This window comes from Streptomyces mangrovisoli (assembly GCF_000974985.2).
GTDB lineage: Bacteria > Actinomycetota > Actinomycetes > Streptomycetales > Streptomycetaceae > Streptomyces > Streptomyces mangrovisoli.
The window spans coordinates 19,499-41,942 of record NZ_LAVA02000079.1; the positions used below are offsets into that span (position 1 = coordinate 19,499).

At 72.9% G+C, this 22,444-nt stretch carries 17 protein-coding genes; 11 read left to right on the forward strand and 6 right to left on the reverse strand.

What is annotated here, in order from left to right:
- Positions 1 to 32: 32 nt before the first annotated feature.
- Both tatC and WN71_RS28470 read left to right on the forward strand, forming a co-directional pair.
- Positions 33 to 986 (forward strand): twin-arginine translocase subunit TatC, encoded by a 954-nt coding sequence (tatC, locus tag WN71_RS28465; RefSeq protein WP_079178174.1) that lies wholly within the window; start codon positions 33 to 35, stop codon positions 984 to 986.
- Between the two features lie 189 nt (positions 987 to 1,175).
- A complete protein-coding gene (locus WN71_RS28470) occupies positions 1,176 to 3,983 on the forward strand; it encodes a DEAD/DEAH box helicase (protein ID WP_046586293.1) in 2,808 nt (935 codons plus the stop codon).
- Between the two features lie 166 nt (positions 3,984 to 4,149).
- Here the strand turns inward: WN71_RS28470 and atzF are convergent, their stop codons facing one another.
- From atzF to WN71_RS28490, 4 genes are all read right to left on the reverse strand, one after another.
- Positions 4,150 to 5,814 carry an allophanate hydrolase gene (gene atzF / locus WN71_RS28475; protein WP_046586295.1) on the reverse strand — a complete coding sequence of 555 codons (1,665 nt, stop codon included), beginning with the start codon at positions 5,812 to 5,814 and terminating at the stop codon, positions 4,150 to 4,152.
- Positions 5,815 to 5,901: 87 nt separating this feature from the next.
- The gene (locus WN71_RS28480) at positions 5,902 to 9,411 is read right to left on the reverse strand and encodes a 5-oxoprolinase/urea amidolyase family protein (RefSeq protein WP_046586297.1); all 3,510 of its coding nucleotides are present in this window, start codon (positions 9,409 to 9,411) and stop codon (positions 5,902 to 5,904) included.
- On the reverse strand, positions 9,408 to 10,082 hold the full coding sequence (locus WN71_RS28485) for an urea amidolyase associated protein UAAP2 (RefSeq protein WP_420856536.1): 675 nt from the start codon (positions 10,080 to 10,082) through the stop codon (positions 9,408 to 9,410). Before WN71_RS28485 ends, WN71_RS28480 begins: the two co-directional genes overlap by 4 nt.
- Positions 10,079 to 10,903 (reverse strand): urea amidolyase associated protein UAAP1, encoded by an 825-nt coding sequence (locus tag WN71_RS28490; protein WP_046586298.1) that lies wholly within the window; start codon positions 10,901 to 10,903, stop codon positions 10,079 to 10,081. Before WN71_RS28490 ends, WN71_RS28485 begins: the two co-directional genes overlap by 4 nt.
- A gap of 193 nt (positions 10,904 to 11,096) precedes the next feature.
- Here WN71_RS28490 and WN71_RS28495 point away from each other — a divergent pair, with 193 nt between their 5' ends.
- From WN71_RS28495 to WN71_RS28520, 6 genes are all read left to right on the forward strand, one after another.
- On the forward strand, positions 11,097 to 11,732 hold the full coding sequence (locus WN71_RS28495) for a TetR/AcrR family transcriptional regulator (protein WP_046586299.1): 636 nt from the start codon (positions 11,097 to 11,099) through the stop codon (positions 11,730 to 11,732).
- 361 nt (positions 11,733 to 12,093) lie between these two features.
- Complete coding sequence (locus WN71_RS28500; protein ID WP_046586300.1) at positions 12,094 to 13,680, forward strand: sensor histidine kinase; 1,587 nt, start codon at positions 12,094 to 12,096, stop codon at positions 13,678 to 13,680.
- Complete coding sequence (locus WN71_RS28505) at positions 13,677 to 14,084, forward strand: roadblock/LC7 domain-containing protein (RefSeq protein ID WP_046586301.1); 408 nt, start codon at positions 13,677 to 13,679, stop codon at positions 14,082 to 14,084. Before WN71_RS28500 ends, WN71_RS28505 begins: the two co-directional genes overlap by 4 nt.
- A complete protein-coding gene (locus WN71_RS28510; protein ID WP_046586303.1) occupies positions 14,081 to 14,509 on the forward strand; it encodes a DUF742 domain-containing protein in 429 nt (142 codons plus the stop codon). Before WN71_RS28505 ends, WN71_RS28510 begins: the two co-directional genes overlap by 4 nt.
- Positions 14,490 to 15,110 carry a GTP-binding protein gene (locus WN71_RS28515; protein WP_046586304.1) on the forward strand — a complete coding sequence of 207 codons (621 nt, stop codon included), beginning with the start codon at positions 14,490 to 14,492 and terminating at the stop codon, positions 15,108 to 15,110. Before WN71_RS28510 ends, WN71_RS28515 begins: the two co-directional genes overlap by 20 nt.
- A gap of 149 nt (positions 15,111 to 15,259) precedes the next feature.
- Positions 15,260 to 16,750, forward strand: coding sequence for a cytochrome P450 (locus tag WN71_RS28520; protein WP_046586305.1), 1,491 nt, complete (start codon positions 15,260 to 15,262; stop codon positions 16,748 to 16,750).
- Between the two features lie 123 nt (positions 16,751 to 16,873).
- Here the strand turns inward: WN71_RS28520 and WN71_RS28525 are convergent, their stop codons facing one another.
- Together WN71_RS28525 and WN71_RS28530 are read right to left on the reverse strand one after the other, a co-directional pair.
- Positions 16,874 to 17,827: an RluA family pseudouridine synthase gene (locus WN71_RS28525; RefSeq protein WP_046586306.1), complete on the reverse strand. Its 954-nt coding sequence runs from the start codon at positions 17,825 to 17,827 to the stop codon at positions 16,874 to 16,876.
- A gap of 110 nt (positions 17,828 to 17,937) precedes the next feature.
- On the reverse strand, positions 17,938 to 19,479 hold the full coding sequence (locus WN71_RS28530) for an amino acid permease (RefSeq protein WP_046586307.1): 1,542 nt from the start codon (positions 19,477 to 19,479) through the stop codon (positions 17,938 to 17,940).
- 292 nt (positions 19,480 to 19,771) lie between these two features.
- Here WN71_RS28530 and WN71_RS28535 point away from each other — a divergent pair, with 292 nt between their 5' ends.
- From WN71_RS28535 to WN71_RS28545, 3 genes are all read left to right on the forward strand, one after another.
- On the forward strand, positions 19,772 to 20,425 hold the full coding sequence (locus WN71_RS28535; RefSeq protein ID WP_046586308.1) for a PadR family transcriptional regulator: 654 nt from the start codon (positions 19,772 to 19,774) through the stop codon (positions 20,423 to 20,425).
- Between the two features lie 165 nt (positions 20,426 to 20,590).
- Entirely contained in the window at positions 20,591 to 21,613 is a 1,023-nt protein-coding gene (locus WN71_RS28540) for an ATP-binding cassette domain-containing protein (RefSeq protein ID WP_046586309.1), read from the forward strand.
- Complete coding sequence (locus tag WN71_RS28545; protein WP_046586310.1) at positions 21,610 to 22,386, forward strand: ABC transporter permease; 777 nt, start codon at positions 21,610 to 21,612, stop codon at positions 22,384 to 22,386. Before WN71_RS28540 ends, WN71_RS28545 begins: the two co-directional genes overlap by 4 nt.
- Positions 22,387 to 22,444 lie beyond the last annotated feature (58 nt).

Consider the following 22,444-nt stretch of genomic DNA (forward strand, 5'->3'; position numbering starts at 1 on the left):
GCCCGGTCCGCCGCACGAGATGAGGACGTGGGTTGTCCAAACCTGCCCGCAAGAAGGAGAAAGATCCCGAGGGGCGTATGCCTCTGGCGGATCATCTTCGTGAGCTCCGCAACCGGCTTGCGAAAGCGATGCTGGCCATCGTCATCGTGACGATCGTCGCCGCCTTCTTCTACAACGACATCATCAACTTCCTGACCAAGCCGGTCCTCGACTCGGTCGGCTGCGGGAAGTCCTTCGAACAGCTGGCGCACTCCAACACGGACACCGACCAGCAGTGCGCGCGCATCACCATCAACGGTCTGCTCGCGCCCTTCACGCTGGCCCTTCAGGTCTCCCTGATGGCGGGTGTGGTGTTCGCCTCGCCGATCTGGCTGTACCAGCTGTGGGCGTTCGTCGCGCCGGGGTTGCACCGCAACGAGAAGAAGTACGCCTACGCGTTCGTCGGCACGGGTGTGCCGCTGTTCCTCGGCGGCGCGTACTTCGCCTACAGGGTGCTGCCGACCACCGCGAAGGTGCTGATCGACTTCACCCCGTCCGGCGTGGACAACCTGCTCCCGCTCGACGACCTGCTCCAGCTGGTCACCCGCATGGTGATCGTCTTCGGCCTCTCCTTCGAGCTGCCCCTGCTGCTGGTGATGCTCAATCTCACCGGGGTGCTCAGCGGCAAGCGGATGCTCGGCTGGTGGCGGGCGATGATCCTCGGCATCACGGTCTTCGCGGCCGTCGCCACGCCCAGCACCGACCCGATCTCGATGCTGGCGCTGGCCGGTCCGATCTGGATCCTGTACTTCGGCGCGGTCGGCTTCTCGATCCTCAACGACCGGCGCAAGCGCCGCCGGGACGCCGCGGGACCGGGCGACGACGAGGCGTCCGAGCTGGACCTCACGCCCGAGGACATCGGCGAGATCGAGACGGTCTCCGCCAGCCGGGCGCTGCCCGAGCAGGCCGGCCCGGAGCGCGTCAACGGCTACGACGACGTGACGTGACCCGAGCCGACGCGTGAACGGCTGAACGAAGTCACCGAGGTGCCCGCCACCCCCCACCGGGGGCGGCGGGCACCTTCGCGTCACCGGCCGCCCACTCCCGCCGCTCACCCCCGGCCCGGCCGCCGGCCGCCCCCGTTCCGGATAAAGATCGTCACGTTGTCAGTGGCTGCCGGTACGCTCGAAAGCACGATGACAGAGGACCTCTCCCCGGCCGAGCGGTACGCGGCAGCACGCAGGCGCGCCGCCGAGCAGGCCACTTCGCTCGCGTCCTTCCGCGAGATGTACGACTTCGGCCTCGACCCCTTCCAGGTCGAAGCCTGCCAGGCGCTCGAAGCGGGCAAGGGCGTGCTGGTGGCCGCGCCCACCGGCTCCGGCAAGACGATCGTCGGCGAGTTCGCCGTGCACCTCGCCCTCCAGCAGGGCAAGAAGTGCTTCTACACCACGCCGATCAAGGCGCTGTCCAACCAGAAGTACGCCGACCTCTGCCGCCGCTACGGCGCCGAGAAGGTCGGCCTGCTGACCGGCGACAACAGTGTCAACTCCGACGCCCCCGTGGTCGTGATGACCACCGAGGTGCTGCGGAACATGCTGTACGCGGGCTCCCAGACCCTGCTCGGCCTGGGGTATGTGGTCATGGACGAGGTCCACTACCTCTCCGACCGCTTCCGCGGCGCCGTGTGGGAGGAAGTGATCATCCACCTCCCCGAGTCGGTGACCCTGGTGTCGCTGTCGGCGACGGTGTCGAACGCGGAGGAGTTCGGCGACTGGCTGGACACCGTCCGCGGCGACACCGAGGTGATCGTCTCCGAGCACCGGCCCGTGCCGCTGTTCCAGCACGTGCTCGCCGGACGCCGGATGTACGACCTGTTCGAGGAGGGCGAGGGCAGCAAGAAGGCCGTCAACCCCGACCTGGCCCGGCTGGCCCGCATGGAGTCGACCCGGCCCTCGTTCCAGGACCGCAGACGCGGACGCATGATGCGCGAGGCGGACCGGGAGCGGGAGCGCCGCCAGCGTTCCCGGGTGTGGACGCCGGGCCGCCCCGAGGTCATCGAGCGGCTCGACGCCGAGGGCCTGCTGCCCGCGATCACCTTCATCTTCAGCCGCGCCGCCTGCGAGGCGGCCGTGCAGCAGTGCCTCTACGCGGGCCTCAGGCTCAACGACGAGGAGGCCCGCGACAAGGTCCGCGCCCTCGTCCAGGAGCGCACCGCCGCCATCCCCACGGAGGACCTCCACGTCCTCGGCTACTACGAGTGGCTGGAGGGCCTGGAGCGCGGGATCGCCGCCCACCACGCGGGCATGCTGCCCACGTTCAAGGAGGTCGTCGAGGAGCTGTTCGTGCGCGGCCTGGTCAAGGCCGTCTTCGCGACCGAGACGCTCGCCCTGGGCATCAACATGCCCGCGCGCTCCGTGGTCCTGGAGAAGCTCGTCAAGTGGAACGGCGAGCAGCACGCCGACATCACGCCCGGCGAGTACACCCAGCTGACCGGCCGGGCCGGGCGCCGCGGCATCGACGTCGAGGGCCACGCGGTCGTGCTGTGGCAGCGCGGCTTCAGCCCCGAGCACCTCGCGGGCCTGGCCGGAACGCGCACGTACCCGCTGCGCTCCAGCTTCAAGCCGTCGTACAACATGGCCGTCAACCTGGTCGAGCAGTTCGGCCGGCACCGTTCGCGCGAGCTGCTGGAGACGTCGTTCGCGCAGTTCCAGGCCGACCGGTCGGTGGTCGGGATCTCCCGGCAGGTGCAGCGCAACGAGGAGGGCCTGGACGGCTACAAGGCATCCATGACCTGCCACCTCGGCGACTTCGAGGAGTACGCGCAGCTGCGCCGCGAGCTGAAGGACCGGGAGACCGACCTGGCCCGGCAGGGCGCCTCCGAGCGGCGGGCCGAGGCCGCCGTCGCGCTGGAGAAGCTCAAGCCCGGCGACGTCATCCACGTGCCCACGGGCAAGTACGCGGGCCTGGCCCTGGTGCTGGACCCGGGGCTGCCCGCGGGCCGGTCCAACGGCCACCGCGGCTTCGACCACCACGACGGGCCCCGCCCCCTGGTGCTCACCGCGGAGCGGCAGGTCAAGCGGCTCGCGTCGATGGACTTCCCGGTGCCGGTCGAGCCGCTGGAGCGGATGCGCATCCCCAAGTCGTTCAACCCGCGCTCGCCGCAGTCCCGCCGGGACCTGGCGTCCGCGCTGCGCACCAAGGCCGGGCACATCCCGCCGGAGCGGGCCCGCAAGAAGCGTGCGCAGGCCGCCGACGACCGGGAGATCGCCCGGCTGCGCAAGGCGATCCGCGCGCACGCCTGCCACGGGTGCGACGACCGCGAGGACCACGCCCGCTGGGCCGAGCGCTACCACCGGCTGATGCGCGACACCTCGCAGCTGGAACGGCGCATCGAGGGCCGTACGAACACCATCGCGCGGACCTTCGACCGGATCGTGGCGCTGCTGACCGAGCTGGACTACCTGCGCGGCGACGAGGTCACCGAGCACGGCAAGCGGCTCGCCCGGCTCTACGGCGAGCTGGACCTGCTGGCCAGCGAATGCCTGCGCGCGGGTGTCTGGGAGGGTCTCGCGCCCGCCGAACTCGCCGCCTGCGCGTCCGCGTTGGTGTACGAGGCGCGGGCCGCCGACGACGCGATGGCGCCGAAGCTGCCCTCCGGCAAGGCGAAGGCCGCGCTGGGCGAGATGGTGCGGATCTGGGGGCGGCTGGACGGTCTGGAGGAGGACTTCCGGATCACCCAGACCGAGGGGGTCGGGCAGCGCGAGCCCGACCTCGGGTTCGCGTGGGCCGCGTACATGTGGGCCTCGGACAAGGGGCTCGACGAGGTGCTGCGCGAGGCGGAGATGCCGGCGGGGGACTTCGTGCGGTGGTGCAAGCAGGTGATCGACGTGCTGGGGCAGATCGCGGCGGCGGCTCCTGCGGAGGGCTCCACTGTGGGGAAGGCTGCGCGTAAGGCCGTTGAATCGCTGCTGCGGGGTGTTGTCGCGTACTCGTCCGTGGGCTGAAGGGCTTCGCGCAGTTCCCCGCGCCCCTGAAGAGAGGGTCGTTCGTCGTGTGCGGGTGGGTGGGGGCTGATCGCGCAGTTCCCCGCGCCCCTGAAAACAGGGGGCTCCGTGCAGCCCCCTGTTTTCAGGGGCGCCACGGAGCACCTGTGGACGACGAACGACCCCTTTACCCCTGTTGCAGGTAGGTGCGCCAGCCGGCGTGGTGGGTGATGTCCTGCGCATCGCGCAGTGCGGACGGTTCGCACAGGAAGCCGGGGGCCGTCGTGCCGTCGGCGAGTTCCACCCGGCCCAGGGCCATCGGGCGGGGGAGGGTGGCCAGGAGGCTGCCGAGGCCCTCCGCCGGGAGACGCCAGATCTCCGTCTCGATGCCCGCACCGCCCTCGCCGACATGGACCAGCCCCGGCTTCGGCGGGACCGTGTCCAGGGCGTACAGGCGGTAGACGGGGGCCGTGGTCGTCGTGCGGGCCAGGCGGCCGCCCAGGGACAGGAGTTGGGGGTTCAGGGGCTGACCCGTCAGATGGGCGCCGACCACCGCGAGGCTCACCTCCGCCCGGAGCGAGCGGGCGATCGTGGCCAGGCGTTCGTCGGTGAACGCCGGACCGATCAGCATCACCCCGAACGGCAGTCCGCCGACCTCGCCCGCGGGGACGGCGACCGCCGCCAGGTCGAAGAGGTTGGTGGAGTTGGTGAAGCGGCCCAGGCGGGCGTTGGCGCCCAGCGGGTCCGCGGCCACCTCGGCGAGGGTGGGATGGCCGGGAGCGGTCGGCAGCAACAGGGCGTCCGCGTCGGCGAGTTCCGCGAGCGCGCGGGCGCGCAGCGCGGCCAGGCGGTCCATGTCGGCGTAGAGGCGATGGGCCGGGATGTCGCGGGCGCGGGAGATGATGCCGGCGACGGTCGGGTCGAGCGTGTCCGCGTCGGCGCCGCCGTCCGCTGTCGCCTTGTCGATGAATTCACCCACCGCGGTGTAGCGCTCGGCCACGAACGCGCCCTCGTAGAGCATCGCCGCCGCCTCGGTGAACGGCGTCAGGTCCAGCGGCCGGATCTCCGCGCCCGCGTCCGCGAGGAGTCGTACGGCCGTCTCGTACGCCGCCGGCCAGCCGTCGTCCAGGTCGCCGAGCTGGGCGAGCGGGGGTACGGCGATCCGCCACGGGCCCGGCGCGCGGGCCGGGAGCGGCGGGAGGGCGCGGGCGGGCGGGCCCGCCAGGTGGGCCAGCGCCTGCTCGGCCTCGGGCAGGGTGCGGGCGAACACGGTGACGCAGTCGAGCGACGCGCAGGCGGGGACCACGCCCTCGGTGGGGACCAGGCCGCGGGTCGGCTTCAGCCCGACGATGCCGTTGAAGGCGGCCGGGATCCGGCCGGAGCCCGCGGTGTCGGTGCCCAGGGCGAGGTCGGCGATGCCGAGGGCGACGGCGACCGCGGACCCGGAGCTGGAGCCGCCGCTGATCCGCGCGGGGTCGTGGGCGGCGCGTACGGCGCCGTAGGGGGAGCGGGTGCCGACCAGACCGGTGGCGAACTGGTCCAGGTTGGTGGTGCCCAGGACGAGCGCGCCTGCCGCGCGCAGCCGGGCGACCGCGGGCGCGTCGGCTGCGGGCCGGTAGGCGTAGGCGGGGCAGCCCGCGGTGGTGGGCAGCCCGGCGACGTCGATGTTGCCCTTGACGGCCAGCAGGCGCCCGGCGAGCGGCAGCCGCTCCCCGGCGGCGACCCGCGCGTCGATCGCGCGGGCCTCCGCCTCCGTCTCGGCGCGCGGTCGCAGGCCGATCCAGATCTCCGGGCGGTCGACCGCCGCGATCCGGTCGTAGGCCGCGCGCAGCCGGGTCAGGGTGGTGGACATCCTTGCTCCTCTGGTCGGTTCGCCGCCGTGCCGGGGCCGGGTGCTGGTGGCGGGATCCCGGATCCCGCGGTCGCGGGGACGGCGGGGTCAGGCGGCGGGGCCCAGCACGATCAGCGCCGTGCCCGCCTCCACCTGGTCCCCCGGGCGGGCCAGGATCTCGCGGACCACGCCGGCCGTCGGCGCGTGCACCCGTGACTCCATCTTCATCGCCTCCAGCGCGAGCAGCGGCTGTCCGGCGGTCACCGTGTCGCCGGGTTCGACGTTCAGCTGCCACACCGACGCGGCGAACTCGGCCTCGACGAGGCGCCCGCCGGGCGGCACGGTGACCTCGGCGGCGGGGGCCGGGGGAGCGGTGGCCGCGTCGGCGCGCGCGAACTCGCCCGCCGCCTCCCACGCGTCGCGCTCGGCGGCGAACGCGGTGCGCTGCCGGTCCTGGAACTCGCCTATGGAAGCAGCGTGTTCGGCGAGGAAGCGCTCGTGGTCGGCGAGCGAGAAGGTGCCGTCCTCGATCCGCGGCACGAAGCGTCCGGAGACGATGTCGGCGCGCAGGTCGAGGAGTTCGTCGGCGTCGACGGGATACCAGCGGATGCGGTCGAAGAAGCGCAGCAGCCAGGGGGAGCCCGGTTCGAACGCGCCGCGCTGCTGCCAGGCCGACCACACCTGGGTCGTCCGGCCGACGAACTGGTAGCCGCCGGGGCCCTCCATGCCGTAGACGCACAGGTAGGCGCCGCCGATGCCGACGGAGTTCTCGGCCGTCCAGGTGCGGGCCGGGTTGTACTTGGTGGTGACCAGGCGGTGGCGCGGGTCGAGGGGGGTGGCGACCGGGGCGCCGAGGTAGACGTCGCCGAGGCCGAGGACCAGGTACTCGGCGTCGAAGACCGTGCGGTACACGTCGTCGACGGAGTCCAGGCCGTTCACGCGGCGGATGAACTCGATGTTCCACGGGCACCAGGGCGCGTCGTCGCGCACGCCCGCCATGTACCGGGCGATCGCCTCGCGGGTGGCGGGGTCGTCCCAGGACAGCGGCAGGTGCACCGTGCGGGAGGGCACGACGAGCTGGTCCGTGGGCGGCAGCCCGGCCGCGATCTCCCGTACGGCGGCCAGCAGTTCGGGCAGCGGCAGGCGGCGCGGGTCGGTGCGGATCTGGAGCGAGCGGATGCCGGGGGTGAGGTCGGCGACGCCGGGCAGCGCCGCCGCGGTGACGGCCTCCATCAGGGCGTGCACGCGCATCCGCAGCGCCAGGTCGAGCTGCATCGGCCCGAACTCGACGAGCAGGTTGTCGTCGCCGCTGCGGCGGAAGGTGAGATCGCCGTCGCGGGCCAGGATGCCGCCGTCGTGGATCTCCGGGCGGGCCGTGCCGTCCACATGGACGGGCGCGAACCGCACGGTGTCGCCGGGCCGGAGCTGGCCCAGCTTCCACCGCTCGCCGCTGAGGATCGTGGCGGGGCAGACGAAGCCGCCGAGGGAGGGCCCGTCGGGGCCGAGCAGCACCGGCATGTCGCCGGTGTAGTCGACGGCGCCCACCGAGTAGGGGGTGTCGTGGATGTTGGAGGGGTGCAGACCGGCCTCGCCGCCGTCGGCGCGCGCCCAGCGCGGCTTGGGGCCGACCAGCCGCACCCCGGTGCGCGCCGAGTTGAAGTGCACCTTCCAGTCGGCGGCGTAGAAGTCGCGGATGTCGTCCTCGGTGAAGAACTCCGGTGCCGCGTGCGGTCCTTCGGCCGCGGCCACCCGCCACACGGAGCCGAACTCCGGACGGTCGGCGGCCGGTACGGGCGTGCCGTCGGCGACGGTGCCGCCGTGCAGCACGTCGCCGGTGCGCAGGGCGCGGCCGCCGTGCCCGCCGAACCGGCCGAGCGTGAAGGTGGCCGCACTGCCGAGGAACGCGGGCACGTCGAGGCCGTCGGCGAACAACACATAGGTGCGCAGGCCGTGTTCGGCCGGGGCGCCCACCTCCAGGACCGCGCCCGCCGGGACCGTCAGAGGCTCCCACTGCGCGACCGGGGCGCCGTCCGCGGTGACGGGGGCGGGGGCGCCGGTCACGCACACCGTGGTGGCGTGCGTGAACCTCAACGACGGCCCCTGGAGCGTGCATTCGAGTCCCGGCGCGCCTTCGGGATTGCCGAGGGCACGGTTGCCGAGGCGGAACGACAGGTCGTCCATGGGGCCGCACGGCGGCACGCCGACCTGCCAGTGCCCGATCCGGCCCGGCCAGTCCTGGACGGTGGTGAGGGTGCCGCCGGTGAGCACCTCGATCCGCGGGGTGGGGTCGGTGATGCCGGCCAGGGTCGCCGTGGAGTGCGTGGCCGCGGCAACGGCCGGGTCGGCGAGCGCCGCCCGGACCAGGCCGAGGTTGGTCTCGATGCCGTCGACCCGGGTGCGGGCCAGCGCCTCGTCCAGCCTGCGCAGCGCCTCACCCCGGTCGGCGCCGCGGGCGATCACCTTCGCGAGCATCGGGTCGTACGCCGTCGTGACCTCGGTGCCGGTCTCCACCCAGCCGTCGACGCGGACGCCCGCCGGGAACTCCACCCGGGTCAGCAGCCCGGCGCTCGGCCGGTGTTCGCGCGAGGGGTCCTCGGCGTACACGCGGGCCTCGACGGCGTGGCCGCGCGGGGTGCCGGGGTCGCGGACGACATCGCGTTCGCCGCGCGCCAGGCGCAGCATCCACGCGACGAGGTCCACGCCGTAGACCTCCTCGGTGACCGGGTGCTCGACCTGGAGGCGGGTGTTGACCTCCAGGAAGTACGCCTCCTCGCGGGCGGCGTCGTAGACGAACTCCACGGTGCCCGCCGAGCGGTAGCCGACCGAGGCGCACAAGTCGCGGGCGGCGTCGGCCAGTCGGCGGCGCACGGCGTCGGGCAGGCCGGGGGCCGGGGCCTCCTCCAGAACCTTCTGGTTGCGGCGCTGGAGGGAGCAGTCGCGGTCGCCGAAGGTGACGACCCGGCCCTCGCCGTCGCCGAAGACCTGCACCTCGACATGGCGGGCGTGCTCCACCAGGCGCTCCAGGAAGACCCCGGCGGAGGAGAAGGACGCGGCGGCGACGCGCTGCACCCGCTCCCAGGCGTCGCCCAGTTCACCGGCGGAGCGGCAGGCCGACATGCCGATGCCGCCGCCTCCGCCGGTGGCCTTCAGCATCACCGGGTAGCCGATGCGGGCCGCCTCGGCGTGGGCCTGCGCCAGGTCGGCGAGGAGTCCGGTGCCCGGCGCCAGCGGCACGCCCGCGGCCTCGGCGGCCGCCCGCGCGGTGTGCTTGGCACCGAACAGCTCCAGCTGCCGCGGCGTCGGACCGACGAACACGATCCCGGCGTCCTCGCAGCGCCGGGCGAAGGCCGCGTCCTCGGAGAGGAAGCCGTAGCCCGGGTGGATCGCGCCCGCGCCGGTGTCCTTCGCCGCCCGCAGCACCAGATCGGCGTCGAGGTACGACTCCTTGGCGGGCGCGGGCCCGAGCCGCACGGCCTCGTCCGCGAGCCGTACGTGCGCCGCGCCGCGGTCGGCGTCGGAGTACACCGCGACCGTGCGCAGGCCGAGTTCGCGGGCGGTGCGGATGATCCGCACGGCGATCTCGCCCCGGTTGGCGACCAGCAGGGTGTCGAAGGTCATCCCGCGGCTCCGATCGTCAGCTGCACGGCCGTCGGGTCGAAGCCGTTGCACGGGTTGTTGATCTGGGGGCAGTTGGAGACCAGCACCAGCACGTCGCACTCGGCGCGCAGGGTCAGCCGGCGGCCCGGCGCGGACAGTCCGTCGACGATGCCGAGGGTGCCGTCCTTCTCCACCGGCACGTTCATGTACCAGTTGATGTTGGAGACCAGGTCGCGCTTGCCGAGGCCGTGCCGGGCGCCCTCGGCGAGGAAGTTGTCCACGCAGGCGTGCTGCGCCCACGTGTGGTGGCCGTAGCGCAGGGTGTTGGACTCCTTGGAGCAGGCGCCGCCGACGGTGTCGTGGCGGCCGACCTCGTCCTCGACGACCGTCATCAGCGGGGTGTGCTCGCCCGAGAGCAGCACGCTGCCGGTGGTCAGGAAGATGCCGCCCTGCGCGTGGATCGTGTCGGGCGCGCTGTAGCGCACGGACGTGTCGTGGGCGTCGTAGACGAGGAAGTCGACGGCCTGGTTGCCGTGCAGGTCGGTGACGGTCAGGGTCTCGCCGCAGCGGACGACGGACGACCAGGCGGCACGGGCCGCGACCACGGTCGTCGTGCCGATGCCGGACGTGGCCTCGGCCGTCGTGCCCGTACGGGTCCCCTCGCGGGCCGGGATCACGGTCGTGCTGCTCATGCGAGCCCCCTCGCGGTGAGGAATTCGGCGGTGTTGAGGAAGGCGCGGCGGCCTTCCGGGGTGGCGTCCCACAGGGGGTCCCCGGGCGCGGTCGGCGCGGCGCGCCAGGCGAGCACCTCCAGCGGGGTGCTGACGTAGTCGGGGCGCGGATCGACCGGGTGCGGCACGTTGGCGATCAGCACGGTCAGGTCCTGCTCGGCGCGCAGGGTGACGCTCGCGCCGGGTCCCGCCGAGCCGGTGAAGGCGAGGGAGCCGTCCTCGTCGACCGTCACGCCCTGGAAGAACGACAGCGACGGCGGCAGATCGCGCGGGGTGAGGCCGTTCTTCGCCGCGGCCAGCTTGAACAGCTCGCGGCCCGCCGGGGAGGCGGACTGCGGGGTGCCGTCGCCGTAGCGCGCGGTGTTGCGGGCGAGCGCGGAGGTGCCGCACAGGGCGTCGTGGCGGCCGGAGGTGTCGGCGATCACCGAGGCGAGGACGCGGCCCTGGTCGGACAGGAGCAGCACACCCTCGCCGAGGTAGGCGTTCCACTGGACCTTGACGGTGTCGGCGACGTTGAGCCGCTCCCAGGGGCGGCCGTCCACGAAGAGCAGCAGATGCGCGCAGGCGTCGCCGCGCAGGTCGGTCAGGCGCAGTTCGGTGCCGCGGGCGAGCACCCGGTGGGTGTAGTTGCCGCCCGCCACCGTCTCCGCCCACACCAGGTGCCCCGCCGCGCAGGGCGGGGACGGCCAGTCGGCCGCGGGCACGACGGGCATGGCCTCGGTGCGGGCGCCCTCCTGGGCGCGGGCGTGATCGCGCGCTCCGTACGTGGTCGCTGTGGCCATCGCGGGACCTCCGGCTCCGGGGGAAGCTTGCCGGGCGGCGCTCGGGGTGATGTCCGGGCGGCGCTCGGATGATTTCTGTCGCTCGACAGAAATTAGGAGCGGGCCGGGTCGGGGGCGTTGCCCCGCCGTTGCCGCCGGGTTACCGACCGCTCACCGAGATCACGGGGGCGGGCGGTGTGCGAGGATCGGGAGCATGGGGACGCCAGGTGCCGGGCAGGGAGGGCGGGTGGGCCGGCCGCGGGCCGCGCAGCGCCCGGCCAGCGGACTCGAACCGCGCGCCGAACTGCTGGCCGCCGCCGCCGAGTTGTTCACCACCCGCGGCTACTCGGCCACCACCACGCGGGCGGTCGCCGAACGCGCCGGGATGCGGCAGGCGACGATGTACCACTACGTCACCGGCAAGGAGGAACTCCTCGCCGAGCTGCTGGAGTCCACCGTCACGCCGTCGCTCGCGTACGCCCGTGAACTGCTCGCCGACGACACCGCGCCGGGCGAGCGGCGCCTGTGGGAGCTGTGCCGGGCCGACGTGGAGCTGCTGTGCGGCGGGTCGCACAACCTGGGCGGGCTGTACCTGCTGCCGGAGGTGCGGGCCGAGCGGTTCGCCGGGTTCCATGCGGTGCGGGCCGAACTCAAGGACGCCTACCGGCAGTTGCTCGCGGCCACGGTGGCGGGCGGCGCGCTCGCGAAGGCCGATCTCGACCTCAGGACCGATCTGGTCTTCGGGCTCATCGAGGGCGTGATCCTGGTCCACCGCTCCGATCCGGAGCGCCCGGTGGGGGAGTTCGCCCGCGCGACGGCGGACGCGGCGCTGCGGATCGCGGGGGTCTGAGGCGCCCCGGGCGCCCGGCCCTCGACGTCCGGCCCCCGACGTCCGGCGTCCGGCCCCGTGGGCCCTGATTCACCCGCCCCGGTGACCTCTTCTCGCACATCCGCCCCTAGTGACACCGTGTGTGCGAATGATCTCCCAGCGTACAAATGGGGCCGAGGGTACTCCTGTCGCAAGGGCGATTTCAGCCGCTTGCTGAATATGACACAGCGATGATCCGGTCGGACTAAGCTCGCCCGCAGCGCACCGAGTTGGGATGGATTCGGGCGTTTGTTCCCCGACGTGCCAAAGGTCCAGTACGGGTGCGTGACGTTTCCCCCGGCAAGCTCCCCGACCCCCAGCCGATTCGTCTCAAAGGGCTTACATGGTGAGTGTTCAATCGCCTCCCCGCGGCCGCGAACTCCCCTACAGCCGGGTGCTGTTGCCGCCCGCGATACTGATGGCCGCGGCGACCGGCGGCGCCGTCGCCCTGGTCCCCGGTCCGGCCCGGACCGCCGTCGGCTGGTGCGGCGCCGTGGCGACGCTGCTGGTGCTCGCCCTGGCCGCCGAGGTCGTACGCCGCGGACGCGACCTGCGCGACCTGCGGCTGCGGGCCGACCGGCGCACCGCCGAACTGGAACGGCGCGTCGCCGGCCACGACGCCGACTTCGCGCGCCTCGGGCAGGAGATCGTGCCCGCCGCGCTGTTCCGGCTGCGCGGCGGAGAATCCCCCCAAGAGGTGATGCGCGAAGTCGTCGACGCCGACCCGGAGTGGCGACTGCTGCCCGAGTCGCAGCGCGCCCTGCTGCGCACCGTGCTGCGGATCGTGGACAACGAGGAGGCCCTGCGTGACTCCTCGCAGCGCTCCTTCGTCAGCATCGCCCGCCGCGTGCAGGCCATCGTCCATCAACAGGCGGCGGAACTGCGGGAGATGGAGGAGGACCACGGCCGCAACCCCGAGGTCTTCGACGACCTCCTGCGCATCGACCACGGCACCGCGCTGATCGGCCGGCTCGCCGACTCCATCTCCGTCCTCGGCGGCGGCCGCCCCGGACGCCAGTGGCCCGCCCCCGTCCCGCTGTACAGCGTGCTGCGCGGCGCCATGTCCCGCATCCTCGACTACCGCCGCATCGAGCTGCACTCGATCGCCGCGGTCAACATCAAGGGCGTCTCCGTCGAACCGGTCATCCACGCCGCCGCGGAGCTCCTCGACAACGCCACCCGCTACTCCCCGCCCCAGACCAAGGTGCACGTCACCGCCGTCGAGGTGCAGACCGGCGTGGCCATCGAGATCGAGGACGCCGGCGTCAGCCTCAGCGAGGAGGCCCGCGCCCGCGCCGAGGGGATGCTGGAGCGCGCCAAGGCCGGTGTCGACCTCCAGGACCTCGGCGACACCCCGCGCCTCGGCCTCGCCGTCGTCGGCCGGCTCTGCTCGGCGTACGACATGCAGGTCTCGCTGCGGGCCTCCGCCTACGGCGGTGTGCGGGCCGTGATGATCGTGCCGAGCGCCATGATGACCTCCGAGCCCGCCCCCGGCCTGGCCCACGGCATCGGCGTCACCGCCGCGCCCAGGGCCGAACTCGGCGCCGTGGAGGGCCCCAAGCGCGCGCCGAAGAAGCGCCGCCCCACCAGCCCCCGGATCCCCGCCTCGTTCACCCTGGAGGACGACGTCCCCGAGGTGACCGAGTGGACGCCGAACGGACTCCCGCAGCGACGCAGCCGGATGAAGACGCCGCTCCACCAACGCCTCGCGGAACAGGCCGCCTTCGAACGGGCCGAGCAGGAGGCCGAGTCCCGTTGGCCTTCGCCCGCGGCGGACCCCGAGCCGGAGGAGAAGGAGCCCGAACCGGGCCTGTGGGTCGAGGCGTTCATGAGCGGGCTCAAGGGCGACCCCGAACCGGTCGCCTCCCCCCAGCCGACCACCAGCGAGCCGGCCCGCATCGAGGCCGACGAGGAGGGTGACCTCACGTGATCCAGCAGCGTGCCAACTTCGACTGGATGCTCAAGGATCTCGCCGACGGCGTACCGGGCATCGAGATGATCGTGGTCCTCTCCGCCGACGGGCTGCGCATCGCCCGCCACGGCGGCGACCCCGACGCGGCCGACCGCGTCGCCGCCGCCTGCGCCGGACTCCAGAGCCTGGCGGGCGCCGTGGCCGCCGAGATCCCCGACAGCGACGGCCGCATGAGGATGGTCATCATCGAGATCAACGGCGGCTATTTCTACCTGATGGCTGCCGGCCCCAACGCCTATCTCGCGGTGCTCTCCGACGTCGTCGCCGAACCCGGTCTGATGAGCAACCGGATGCGCGACCTCGTCGTCCGGATCGGCGCGCATCTCACCAGCCCGCCGCGGCGCAACGGGCAGACCGTATGACTCCTCCGCGACGCCGACGGCGCGAACCCAGGGAGCGGGCCGCCCCCGAGCCCCCGAAACCGCGGCACGGCGACGGGGCGGACCCGGCACAGGGCACCACCAGGAACCCGGAACGCCTGTACGTCCTCACCGGCGCCGTCGACGGGGAGCGCGCGAACCTCGACCTGGTGACGCTGATCGTGACCCGGGGCGACCCGCCGCCGGCCACCAGCCCGGAACAGACCGCCCTGCTGCGGCTGTGCGCCGCACCTCTGTCCGTGGCCGAGCTGTCGGCCTACCTCGAACTGCCGTTCAGCGTGGTGACCGTGCTGCTCACCGAGCTGCTCACGGCCGAACTGGTGCAGGCGCGCGCCCCGATCGTCCGGCAGGCGCTCCCCGACCGTTCCCTCCTCGAAGCGGTGATGCATGGACTTCAAAGGCTCTGACACCGTCCCCGGACCACGCACCGCGGACCACCTGCCGCACACGGCGCAGGCCGCGGTGAAGATCGTGATCGTGGGCGGGTTCGGCGTCGGAAAGACCACCATGGTCGGCTCCGTCAGCGAGATCAGGCCGCTGACCACCGAGGAGACCATGACGCAGGCGGGTGTCGGCGTCGACGACAACTACGGCTCCGAGACCAAGACCGCCACCACCGTGGCGATGGACTTCGGCCGGATCAGCATCACCGACCAACTGGTGCTCTACCTGTTCGGCACCCCCGGACAGGAGCGCTTCTGGTTCCTGTGGAACGGCCTGTTCGAAGGCGCGCTCGGCGCGGTCGTGCTCATCGACACCCGCCGTCTGGAGGTCAGCTTCGACGTCATGGGGCGCCTGGAGGAGCGCGGCGTTCCGTTCGTCGTCGCCGTCAACTCCTTCCCCGACGGCCCTCGTTACCCCCTCGAGGAGCTGCGCGCGGCGCTCGACCTGGCGCCGAACATCCCGATCGTCGAGTGCGACGCGCGCCGCCGCGCCTCCAGCCGCGACGTGCTGATGACCCTCATGCACTTCCTGCACTCGCTCCACACGACGGGCGCGCTGACCTGACCGGCGCGCCCGCCCGACCCCGCGCCTCGACCCACGGACCGCGCCGACCCGACCGGCGCGTCCGCCCGACCCGCCCCGCGCCTCGACCCGACGGGCCCGCCGACCCGACGGCGCGCCCGCCTGACCACCTCTGCTTCGGAGCGATCACCGTGACGCCTGAACCCCACTCCTCCACCGGCACCGACGGCCCCCTGTCCGGCCCGCCGCCGGGCTGCCCCGCACACGGCACCGGCCCCGGCGGACTGCACCGGCTCTACGGCCCCGACGCGGCCGACCTCAGTGCCCTCTACGACACCCTGCGCGCCGAACACGGCCCTGTCGCACCGGCGTTGCTCCACGACGACGTGCCGGTGTGGGTGGTGCTCGGCCACGCCGAGAACCTCCACATGGTCCGCACGCCGTCCCAGTACTGCCGGGACAGCCGGATCTGGACGCCGCTCCAGGAGGGCATGGTCAAGCCCGACCACCCGCTGATGCCGCACATCGCCTGGGAGCCGATCTGCTCCTACGCCGAGGGCGACGAACACCTGCGGCTGCGCGGCGCGGTCACCGGCGCCATGGCCACCATCGACCACCGCGGCATCCGGCGCTACATCAACCGCTACACCCAGCGCCTGGTCAACACCTTCTGCGAACAGGGCCGCGCCGACCTGGTCAGCCAGTTCGCCGAACACCTACCCATGGGCGTGATGTGCGAGATCCTCGGGCTGCCCGAGGAGTACAACGACCGCATGGTGCAGGCAGCCCGCGACATGCTCAAGGGCACCGAGACCGCCATCGCCAGCCACGGCTACGTCATGGAGGCGCTCCAGCGCCTCACCGCCCGGCGGCGCGCGCAGCCCGAGGAGGACCTCGCCAGCCAGCTGATCGCCCAGCCCGCCGGCCTGACCGACGACGAGGTCACCAAGCACCTGTGGGTGGTCCTCATGGCGGCCTACGAGGCCACGGTGAACCTCACCGCGAACGTGCTGCGGATGGTGCTGACCGACCCTCGCTTCCGCGCCCAGCTCAACGGGGGCCAGATGACGGTCCCGGAGGCGGTCGAGCAGTCCCTGTGGGACGAGCCGCCGTTCAGCACGGTCTTCGCCTACTTCGCCAAGCAGGAGACCGAACTGGGCGGGCAGCGCATCCGCAAGGGCGACGGGCTGCTGTTCGGCATCGCGCCCGGCAACGTCGACCCGCGGGTACGCCCGGATCTCGCGGCCAACATGCAGGGCAACCGCTCCCACCTGGCGTTCGGCGGGGGCCCGCACGAGTGCCCCGGCCAGGACATCGGGCGGGCGATCGCCGACACCGGCGTGGACGCGCTGCTGCTGCGGCTGCCGGATGTGCAACTCTCCTGCGAGGAGGACGAGTTGCGCTGGACCGAGTCGATCTCCTCACGGCATCTGGCGGAACTGCCGGTGCACTTCGAGCCGAAGCCGCAGCAGGACGTCAAGGCGAGGCCGGGGCACGCGGCGATCCCGCCGCAGCGGGGCACCTGGCAGGTCGGCACGGCCCGCCCCGAGGCGGCGCCGCCGGAGCACACGGCCCCCGCCGCGACCCCCGCGGCTCCGGTCTCGCCCCCAGCTCCCATCGCCGAACACCCCCGCAGGCAGGGCGTGTTGCGGCGCCTGCTGCGCTGGTGGCGGGGCGAGTAGCGACCGGCGCGGCCCGGTGGGGCCCTTTCGTGCAGTTCCCCGCGCCCCTGAAGGGGCGCGGGGAACTGCGCGATCAGCCACGACGGAGCCGCACCCGCCCGCAGACCCGCACGTGGCCCTCGGTCAGTGGTCCGACGCCCACTCCGCGTAGGCGGACCACGCGGCCAGCGTCCGCGCGCTGCGGAAGCGGTGCTCCCTGCCGGTCACCGGATCGGTGAACTCCAGCGCCCGCGCCAGCAGTTGCAGCGGGCGGCGGAAGTCGCCGGCGGGCACGGGCGGCAGCACCGTCGGATACAGCGGGTCGCCGAGCAGTGGCACGCCCAACGCGCTCATGTGCACCCGCAGCTGGTGGGTCTGCCCGGTGCGGGGCAGGAGCCGGTAGCGCGCGAGGCCGTCGGCGCGGTGCTCGGCCGCCTCGACCCGGCTGACGGCGTTGGGCTCGCCCGCCACCTCCCGTGCCGCGGGTACCCCCCGCTCCTTCACGATCCGGCTGCGCACGGTGCGCGGCAGCCCGAGCCCGGCGTCGTACGCCGCGATCGCCTCGTACTCCTTGTGCACCCGCCGGTCCCGGAACAGCGCCTGGTACGCGCCGCGTTCCTCGGGCCGCACCGTGAACAGCACCAGTCCGGCGGTGAGCCGGTCGAGCCGGTGCGCGGCGCCGAGCGAGGGCAGCTCCAGCTCCCGCCGGAGCCGGGCGAGCGCGGTCTCGGTGACATGGCTGCCGCGGGGTGTCGTGGCGAGGAAGTGCGGTTTGTCGGCGACGACGATGTGCTCGTCGCGGTACACCACCTCGATCGGGAACGGCACCCGCGGCTCGGCGGGCAGCTCCCGGTGGAACCACACGAACAGGCCCGGCTCGTAGCCCGCGTCCGGCGCGACCGCCCGCCCGTCGGCGCCCACGACCAGCCCGTCCTCGAACAGGGCGTCCACCACCCCGGGACCCGCCCCCGACAGCCGCTCGCGCAGGTGCTCGCGCACCGTCGCCCACGGCCCCTGCTGGGGCAGCCGCACCCGCACCGGGTCGACCCCGTCGCGCTGGGGGAGCGGGGAGGGCGGGATCCGGGTCTTGCGTCTCATCAGGGCCAGCGTAAGCGGTGCACGACCGGGAGGCGGGGCGCCGTCGGCGCGCCCGCCTCCCCGCTCGGTCGCAGGCCCGTGCCGTCACCGGCGCGCCCGCCCCCGCTCGCTCAGAGCGCCCGTGCCGCCACCGGCTCCGGCGTCCGCGCGGCGAGCGCCGCCGTACGCGCCCGGTACGCCCGGTACCCCCACCCCGCCGCCAGCGTCAGCACGAGGAACAGGACCGTGAACCACTGGAAGTACCAGTGGCCGCCCGCCGGGTCGTACACCGCCGCGCGCGGCCACGCCAGGTCGACCGTCATCAGCAGGCCGTAGGCCAGCGCGAGCGCGTTGACCGGGACGCCCCAGCGGCCCAGCGAGAACAGCGGCGCGCCCGTCTCGTCCGTGCCGTCGGCGGTGAACTCGCCGCGCAGCCTGCGGTACAGCAGCGGCCCGGTGACCATGGCGTAGGCGAGGTACAGCATCACGATGCAGGTCGTGCCGATGGCGAGGAACGCGTCCGGGGAGGCGAAGTTCATCAGCAGCAGCACGCCCGCGAGGACGCCCACGACGACGGCGGGCGCGCCGGGCATACCGGTGCGGGCGTCGACCTTCGCGAGCCGGTGGGCGAACGGGAGCTGCCCGTCGCGGGCCATGGAGAACAGCATCCGGGAGGCGGCGGTCTGGATGGCGAGGGTCGCCACCGCGATCGCCACCACCACGTCGGCCAGCAGCACCCGGCCGACCCCGTCGCCGAGGCTGCTGGTGAGGACGTAGCTGAGTCCGTCCGTGGCGAGGTGCCCGTCGGTGAGGCTGGGCGCGGCGAGCAGCCCGCCGAGGACGACGAGCCCGCCGAGCAGTCCGGCGGCGCCCAGCGCGGTGAGGATGGTGCGCGGCGCGGTGCGGCGCGGCAGCCGCGTCTCCTCGCTCATCTCGCCGGCGCTGTCGAAGCCGATCATCACGTACGCCGCCGTGAACGAGCCGACCGCCAACGCGCCGAACAGGCCGCCCTGGGCGGCGGTGCCGGTGTGGAAGGTGATGCCGGGGGAGCGCTCGGAGTGGGTCAGCAGCAGGACGACGATCAGGACCGCGCCGATGATCTCGGCGGTCACGCCGACCCGGTTGATCGCGGACATGACCCGGTTGTCGAGCACGTTCACGACGGTGGTGAGCACCAGCAGGACGACGCCGAGGACGGCCGCGTTGGCGGCGCCGTCCGCGGAGACCGGCGAGGGGTCGGTGCCGACGAGCTGGAAGCCGGACCAGAGCGCGGGCAGCACCATCTGGAGCGCCAGAGCCGCGGCGGCCACCACCACGATCTGCCCGATCACCATGATCCAGCCGGCGAACCAGCCGAAGGCGGCGGTGGACAGCCGTGAGGACCACTGGTAGATCGCGCCGGAGATCGGGTAGCGGGCGGCGAGTTCGGCGAAGCACGCGGCCACCGCCAGCTGGCCGATCAGCACGACGGGCCAGGCCCAGAAGAAGACGGGGCCACCGAAGGCGTACCCGAAGGCGAAGAACTGGAAGACGGTCGTCAGGACGGAGATGAAGGAGAACCCGGCCGCGAACGAGGCGTACCGGCCGAGGCTGCGGTGCAGCTCCTGGCGGTAGCCGAACTCGGCGAGGGAACGGTCGTCGGTCGTGTCGGTCGTGGTCGCGGTCGTCGTCACGGCGGCACCTGCCTTCGGCACGCGGTAGCGGTCTGCGGTCCAGGCGATTCCGGGCGGCCGCCCCCTGCCGGGAGGCCCCCGCCGGTAATTCCTGTCGGGCGACAGAAATTAGGGACGGCCTGTTTCGGCGGCATCACGCGGGCGTGTCCGGGCCGGGCCGAAGTGCTCACGCCCCTTGCCGGCCGCCTGAACGCGATACATCGTGTGTCTTGACGCTCTCCGACGGTCGCGATATGTTCGGCCACGGATATTCGTCAACGAGGGCATGCAGCGGGAGAGTGAGGCGGTACCCATGGCGACCAAGCGCCGCAAGCTCACCAACCCGCTCGCGCTCGCGGTCATGGTGCTGCTCACCGAGAAGCCCATGCATCCCTACGACATCGCCCAGACCCTGCGCCGCCGCGGCAAGGACGCGAGCCTGAAGATCAACTACGGCTCGCTCTACACGGTGGTGCAGAACCTCCAGAAGCACGGCTTCGTCGAGGTCACCGACGTGGAGCGGCAGGGCAACCGCCCCGAGCGCACGCTCTACGGCATCACGGACGCCGGCCGCGAGGAGGCCACCGAGTGGCTGTCCGACCTGCTCGCCGTCCCCGCGCGGGAGTTCCCCGTCTTCGAGTCCGCGATCTCCCTCATGGGCATCCTGCACCCCGACGAGGTGACCAGGCTGCTGGGGGAGCGGCTGGGCACGCTCGACGTGGAGATCGCGAGCCAGCGCGGCGCCATGGCCAAGCTGCGCGAGACCCTGCCCCGGCTCTTCCTGGTCGAGACGGAGTTCCATCTCCACATGGCCGAGGCGGAGGCGGAGTGGGTCCGCGGCTTCCTCACCGAGCTGGCCGGCGGCACCTTCCCCGGCGTCAAGGAGTGGCGGGCCTTCAGCGAGACCGGTGAGGTCCCCGAGGAGTTCAGCAGGCTGGAGGCCGGTTTCGAGCAGCAGACCTCATGAAACAGACCCCGGCAGGGCTGTTGCAGCAGCCCCGCCAGGGTCTCGAACCCCGAGCTGACTCCGCCGTGAGGCAGCGCCAGGACATCGAGGTGCGGCACACCCAGGATATCCCGGCGCTCTTCACACGGATCAGCTGTCATCCGCTCACACAGGAGAGCAGCCGAAATGAACACCCGTGCGCCCGCGGTCGAGGCGCGTCAGCTGATCAAGACCTATCCCGGCGACGTCACCGCCCTCAACGGCATGGACATCACCGTCGAACCAGGCACCGTCTTCGGGCTGCTCGGCCCCAACGGCGCCGGCAAGTCCACCACCGTCAAGATCCTCACCACCCTGGCCCGCCCCGACTCCGGCACCGCCACCGTCGCCGGACACGACGTGCTGCGCCACCCCGACCGGGTGCGCCGCGCCATCGGCGTGGTCGCCCAGGGCTCCGGCGCCGACCCGGTCGCCACCGGCCGGGAGAACCTCCGACTCCAAGGCAGGCTCTTCGGGTTGAAGGGCGCCCCGCTCGCCCGCCGGGTCGACGAACTGCTGGAGCGCTTCACCCTCGCCGAGGCCGCCGGGCGCCAGGTCAAGGGCTACTCCGGCGGGATGCGCCGCCGCCTCGACGTCGCCCTGGGGCTGGTGCACCGCCCCGAGGTGCTCTTCCTCGACGAGCCCACCACCGGCCTCGACCCCGAGGCCCGCACGGCGATGTGGGAGGAGATCGGCCGGCTGGCCGGCGACGAGGGCCTGACCATCCTGCTCACCACGCACTACCTGGAGGAGGCCGACCGGCTCGCCGAGCGCATCGCGATCGTCGACCGGGGCCGGGTCGTCGTCGAGGGCACCCCCGACGGCCTCAAGGGCGAACTGCGCGGCGACGCGGTCCACCTGGAGCTGCGGGCGCCGCTCGGCGAGGCCGGACGGACCCTGCTCGAAGGCGCCCTCGGCGCGCTCGCGGGCGTGCACGAGGTGCTGATCGACCGGGCGCGGGTCAGCGTCCGCGCCGACGACGGGGCGGCGGCGATGCCCCGGTTGCTCGGCGAGCTGGAGCGGGCCGGGGTCTCCGTCGCCACCGCCACCGTCGCACGCCCCTCGCTCGACGACGTCTACCTCCGCTACGCGGGCCGCCGTTACGCCGAAGCCGACCCGCGCTCCGGCGCGCGGGACGACTCCCTCGTCCTCGCCGGAGGTGCCCGATGAGCACGGCCGTCACCCAGACCTGGTACATGACGCAGCGTCAACTCATGGTGTTCGCGCGGCAGCCCGCCTACGCGATCATCACGCTCGTCCAGCCCGTCATCTGGCTGTTCCTGTTCGGCAGCCTCTTCCGCAAGGTCGTCGAGCTGGGCGGCTTCGGCACCGGCTCGTATCTCGACTACCTGGTGCCGGGCGTGGTCGTGATGAGCGCCCTCAGCTCCAACATGTGGGCGGGCATGGGCACGTTGGAGGAGATCCAGCGCGGCACCCTCGACCGCTTCCTGACCACCCCGGTCAGCCGGGCCGCGCTGATGAACGGCAACGTCGTCAACAACGGCCTGGTCACCGCCGCCCAGTCGGTGATCATCGTGCTGCTCGGACTGCTCGGCGGCGCCGACTACCCCGGCGGGATCGGCGGCATCGCGGTCCTGGTCGTCGCGTCGGTGCTGCTCGGCACGGTCTTCGGGGCGCTGTCCAACGCGCTCGGCATGATGGTGCGGGAACGCGAGTCGATCATCGGCATCAACACGTTCCTGCTGCTGCCGCTGACCTTCCTGTCGAGCGCCTTCATGGCGCCGTCGCAGATGCCGTCCTGGATGCGGCACGTCGCCGACTTCAACCCGCTCAACTGGGCCATGGTCGCGGGCCGTTCGGCGATGTCGGAGCAGCCGGACTGGGGGGTCGTGCTGGGCCGCGGCGGCGCGCTGCTGGCCCTCGCGGTGGCGGCGGTGTGGCTGTCGATCCGCACGTTCCGGTCGTACCAGCGGTCGGTGTGAGGCGCTTCGCGGCATGAGCGTTCCGCAGCATGAGCGTTCCGCAGCATGAGCGTTCCGC

Bases quoted from the DNA above. Each gene is read 5' to 3' on its own strand.
- WN71_RS28500 (WP_046586300.1), top strand. From the start codon at position 12,094: ATGGTGAGTGTTCAATCGCCTCCCCGCGGCCGCGAACTCCCCTACAGC.
- WN71_RS28540 (WP_046586309.1), top strand. From the start codon at position 20,591: ATGAACACCCGTGCGCCCGCGGTCGAGGCGCGTCAGCTGATCAAGACC.
- WN71_RS28515 (WP_046586304.1), top strand. From the start codon at position 14,490: ATGGACTTCAAAGGCTCTGACACCGTCCCCGGACCACGCACCGCGGAC.
- WN71_RS28480 (WP_046586297.1), bottom strand. From the start codon at position 9,411: ATGACCTTCGACACCCTGCTGGTCGCCAACCGGGGCGAGATCGCCGTG.
- WN71_RS28545 (WP_046586310.1), top strand. From the start codon at position 21,610: ATGAGCACGGCCGTCACCCAGACCTGGTACATGACGCAGCGTCAACTC.
- WN71_RS28470 (WP_046586293.1), top strand. From the start codon at position 1,176: ATGACAGAGGACCTCTCCCCGGCCGAGCGGTACGCGGCAGCACGCAGG.
- atzF (WP_046586295.1), bottom strand. From the start codon at position 5,814: ATGTCCACCACCCTGACCCGGCTGCGCGCGGCCTACGACCGGATCGCG.
- WN71_RS28485 (WP_420856536.1), bottom strand. From the start codon at position 10,082: ATGAGCAGCACGACCGTGATCCCGGCCCGCGAGGGGACCCGTACGGGC.
- WN71_RS28490 (WP_046586298.1), bottom strand. From the start codon at position 10,903: ATGGCCACAGCGACCACGTACGGAGCGCGCGATCACGCCCGCGCCCAG.
- WN71_RS28535 (WP_046586308.1), top strand. From the start codon at position 19,772: ATGGCGACCAAGCGCCGCAAGCTCACCAACCCGCTCGCGCTCGCGGTC.
- WN71_RS28525 (WP_046586306.1), bottom strand. From the start codon at position 17,827: ATGAGACGCAAGACCCGGATCCCGCCCTCCCCGCTCCCCCAGCGCGAC.
- WN71_RS28510 (WP_046586303.1), top strand. From the start codon at position 14,081: ATGACTCCTCCGCGACGCCGACGGCGCGAACCCAGGGAGCGGGCCGCC.
- WN71_RS28495 (WP_046586299.1), top strand. From the start codon at position 11,097: ATGGGGACGCCAGGTGCCGGGCAGGGAGGGCGGGTGGGCCGGCCGCGG.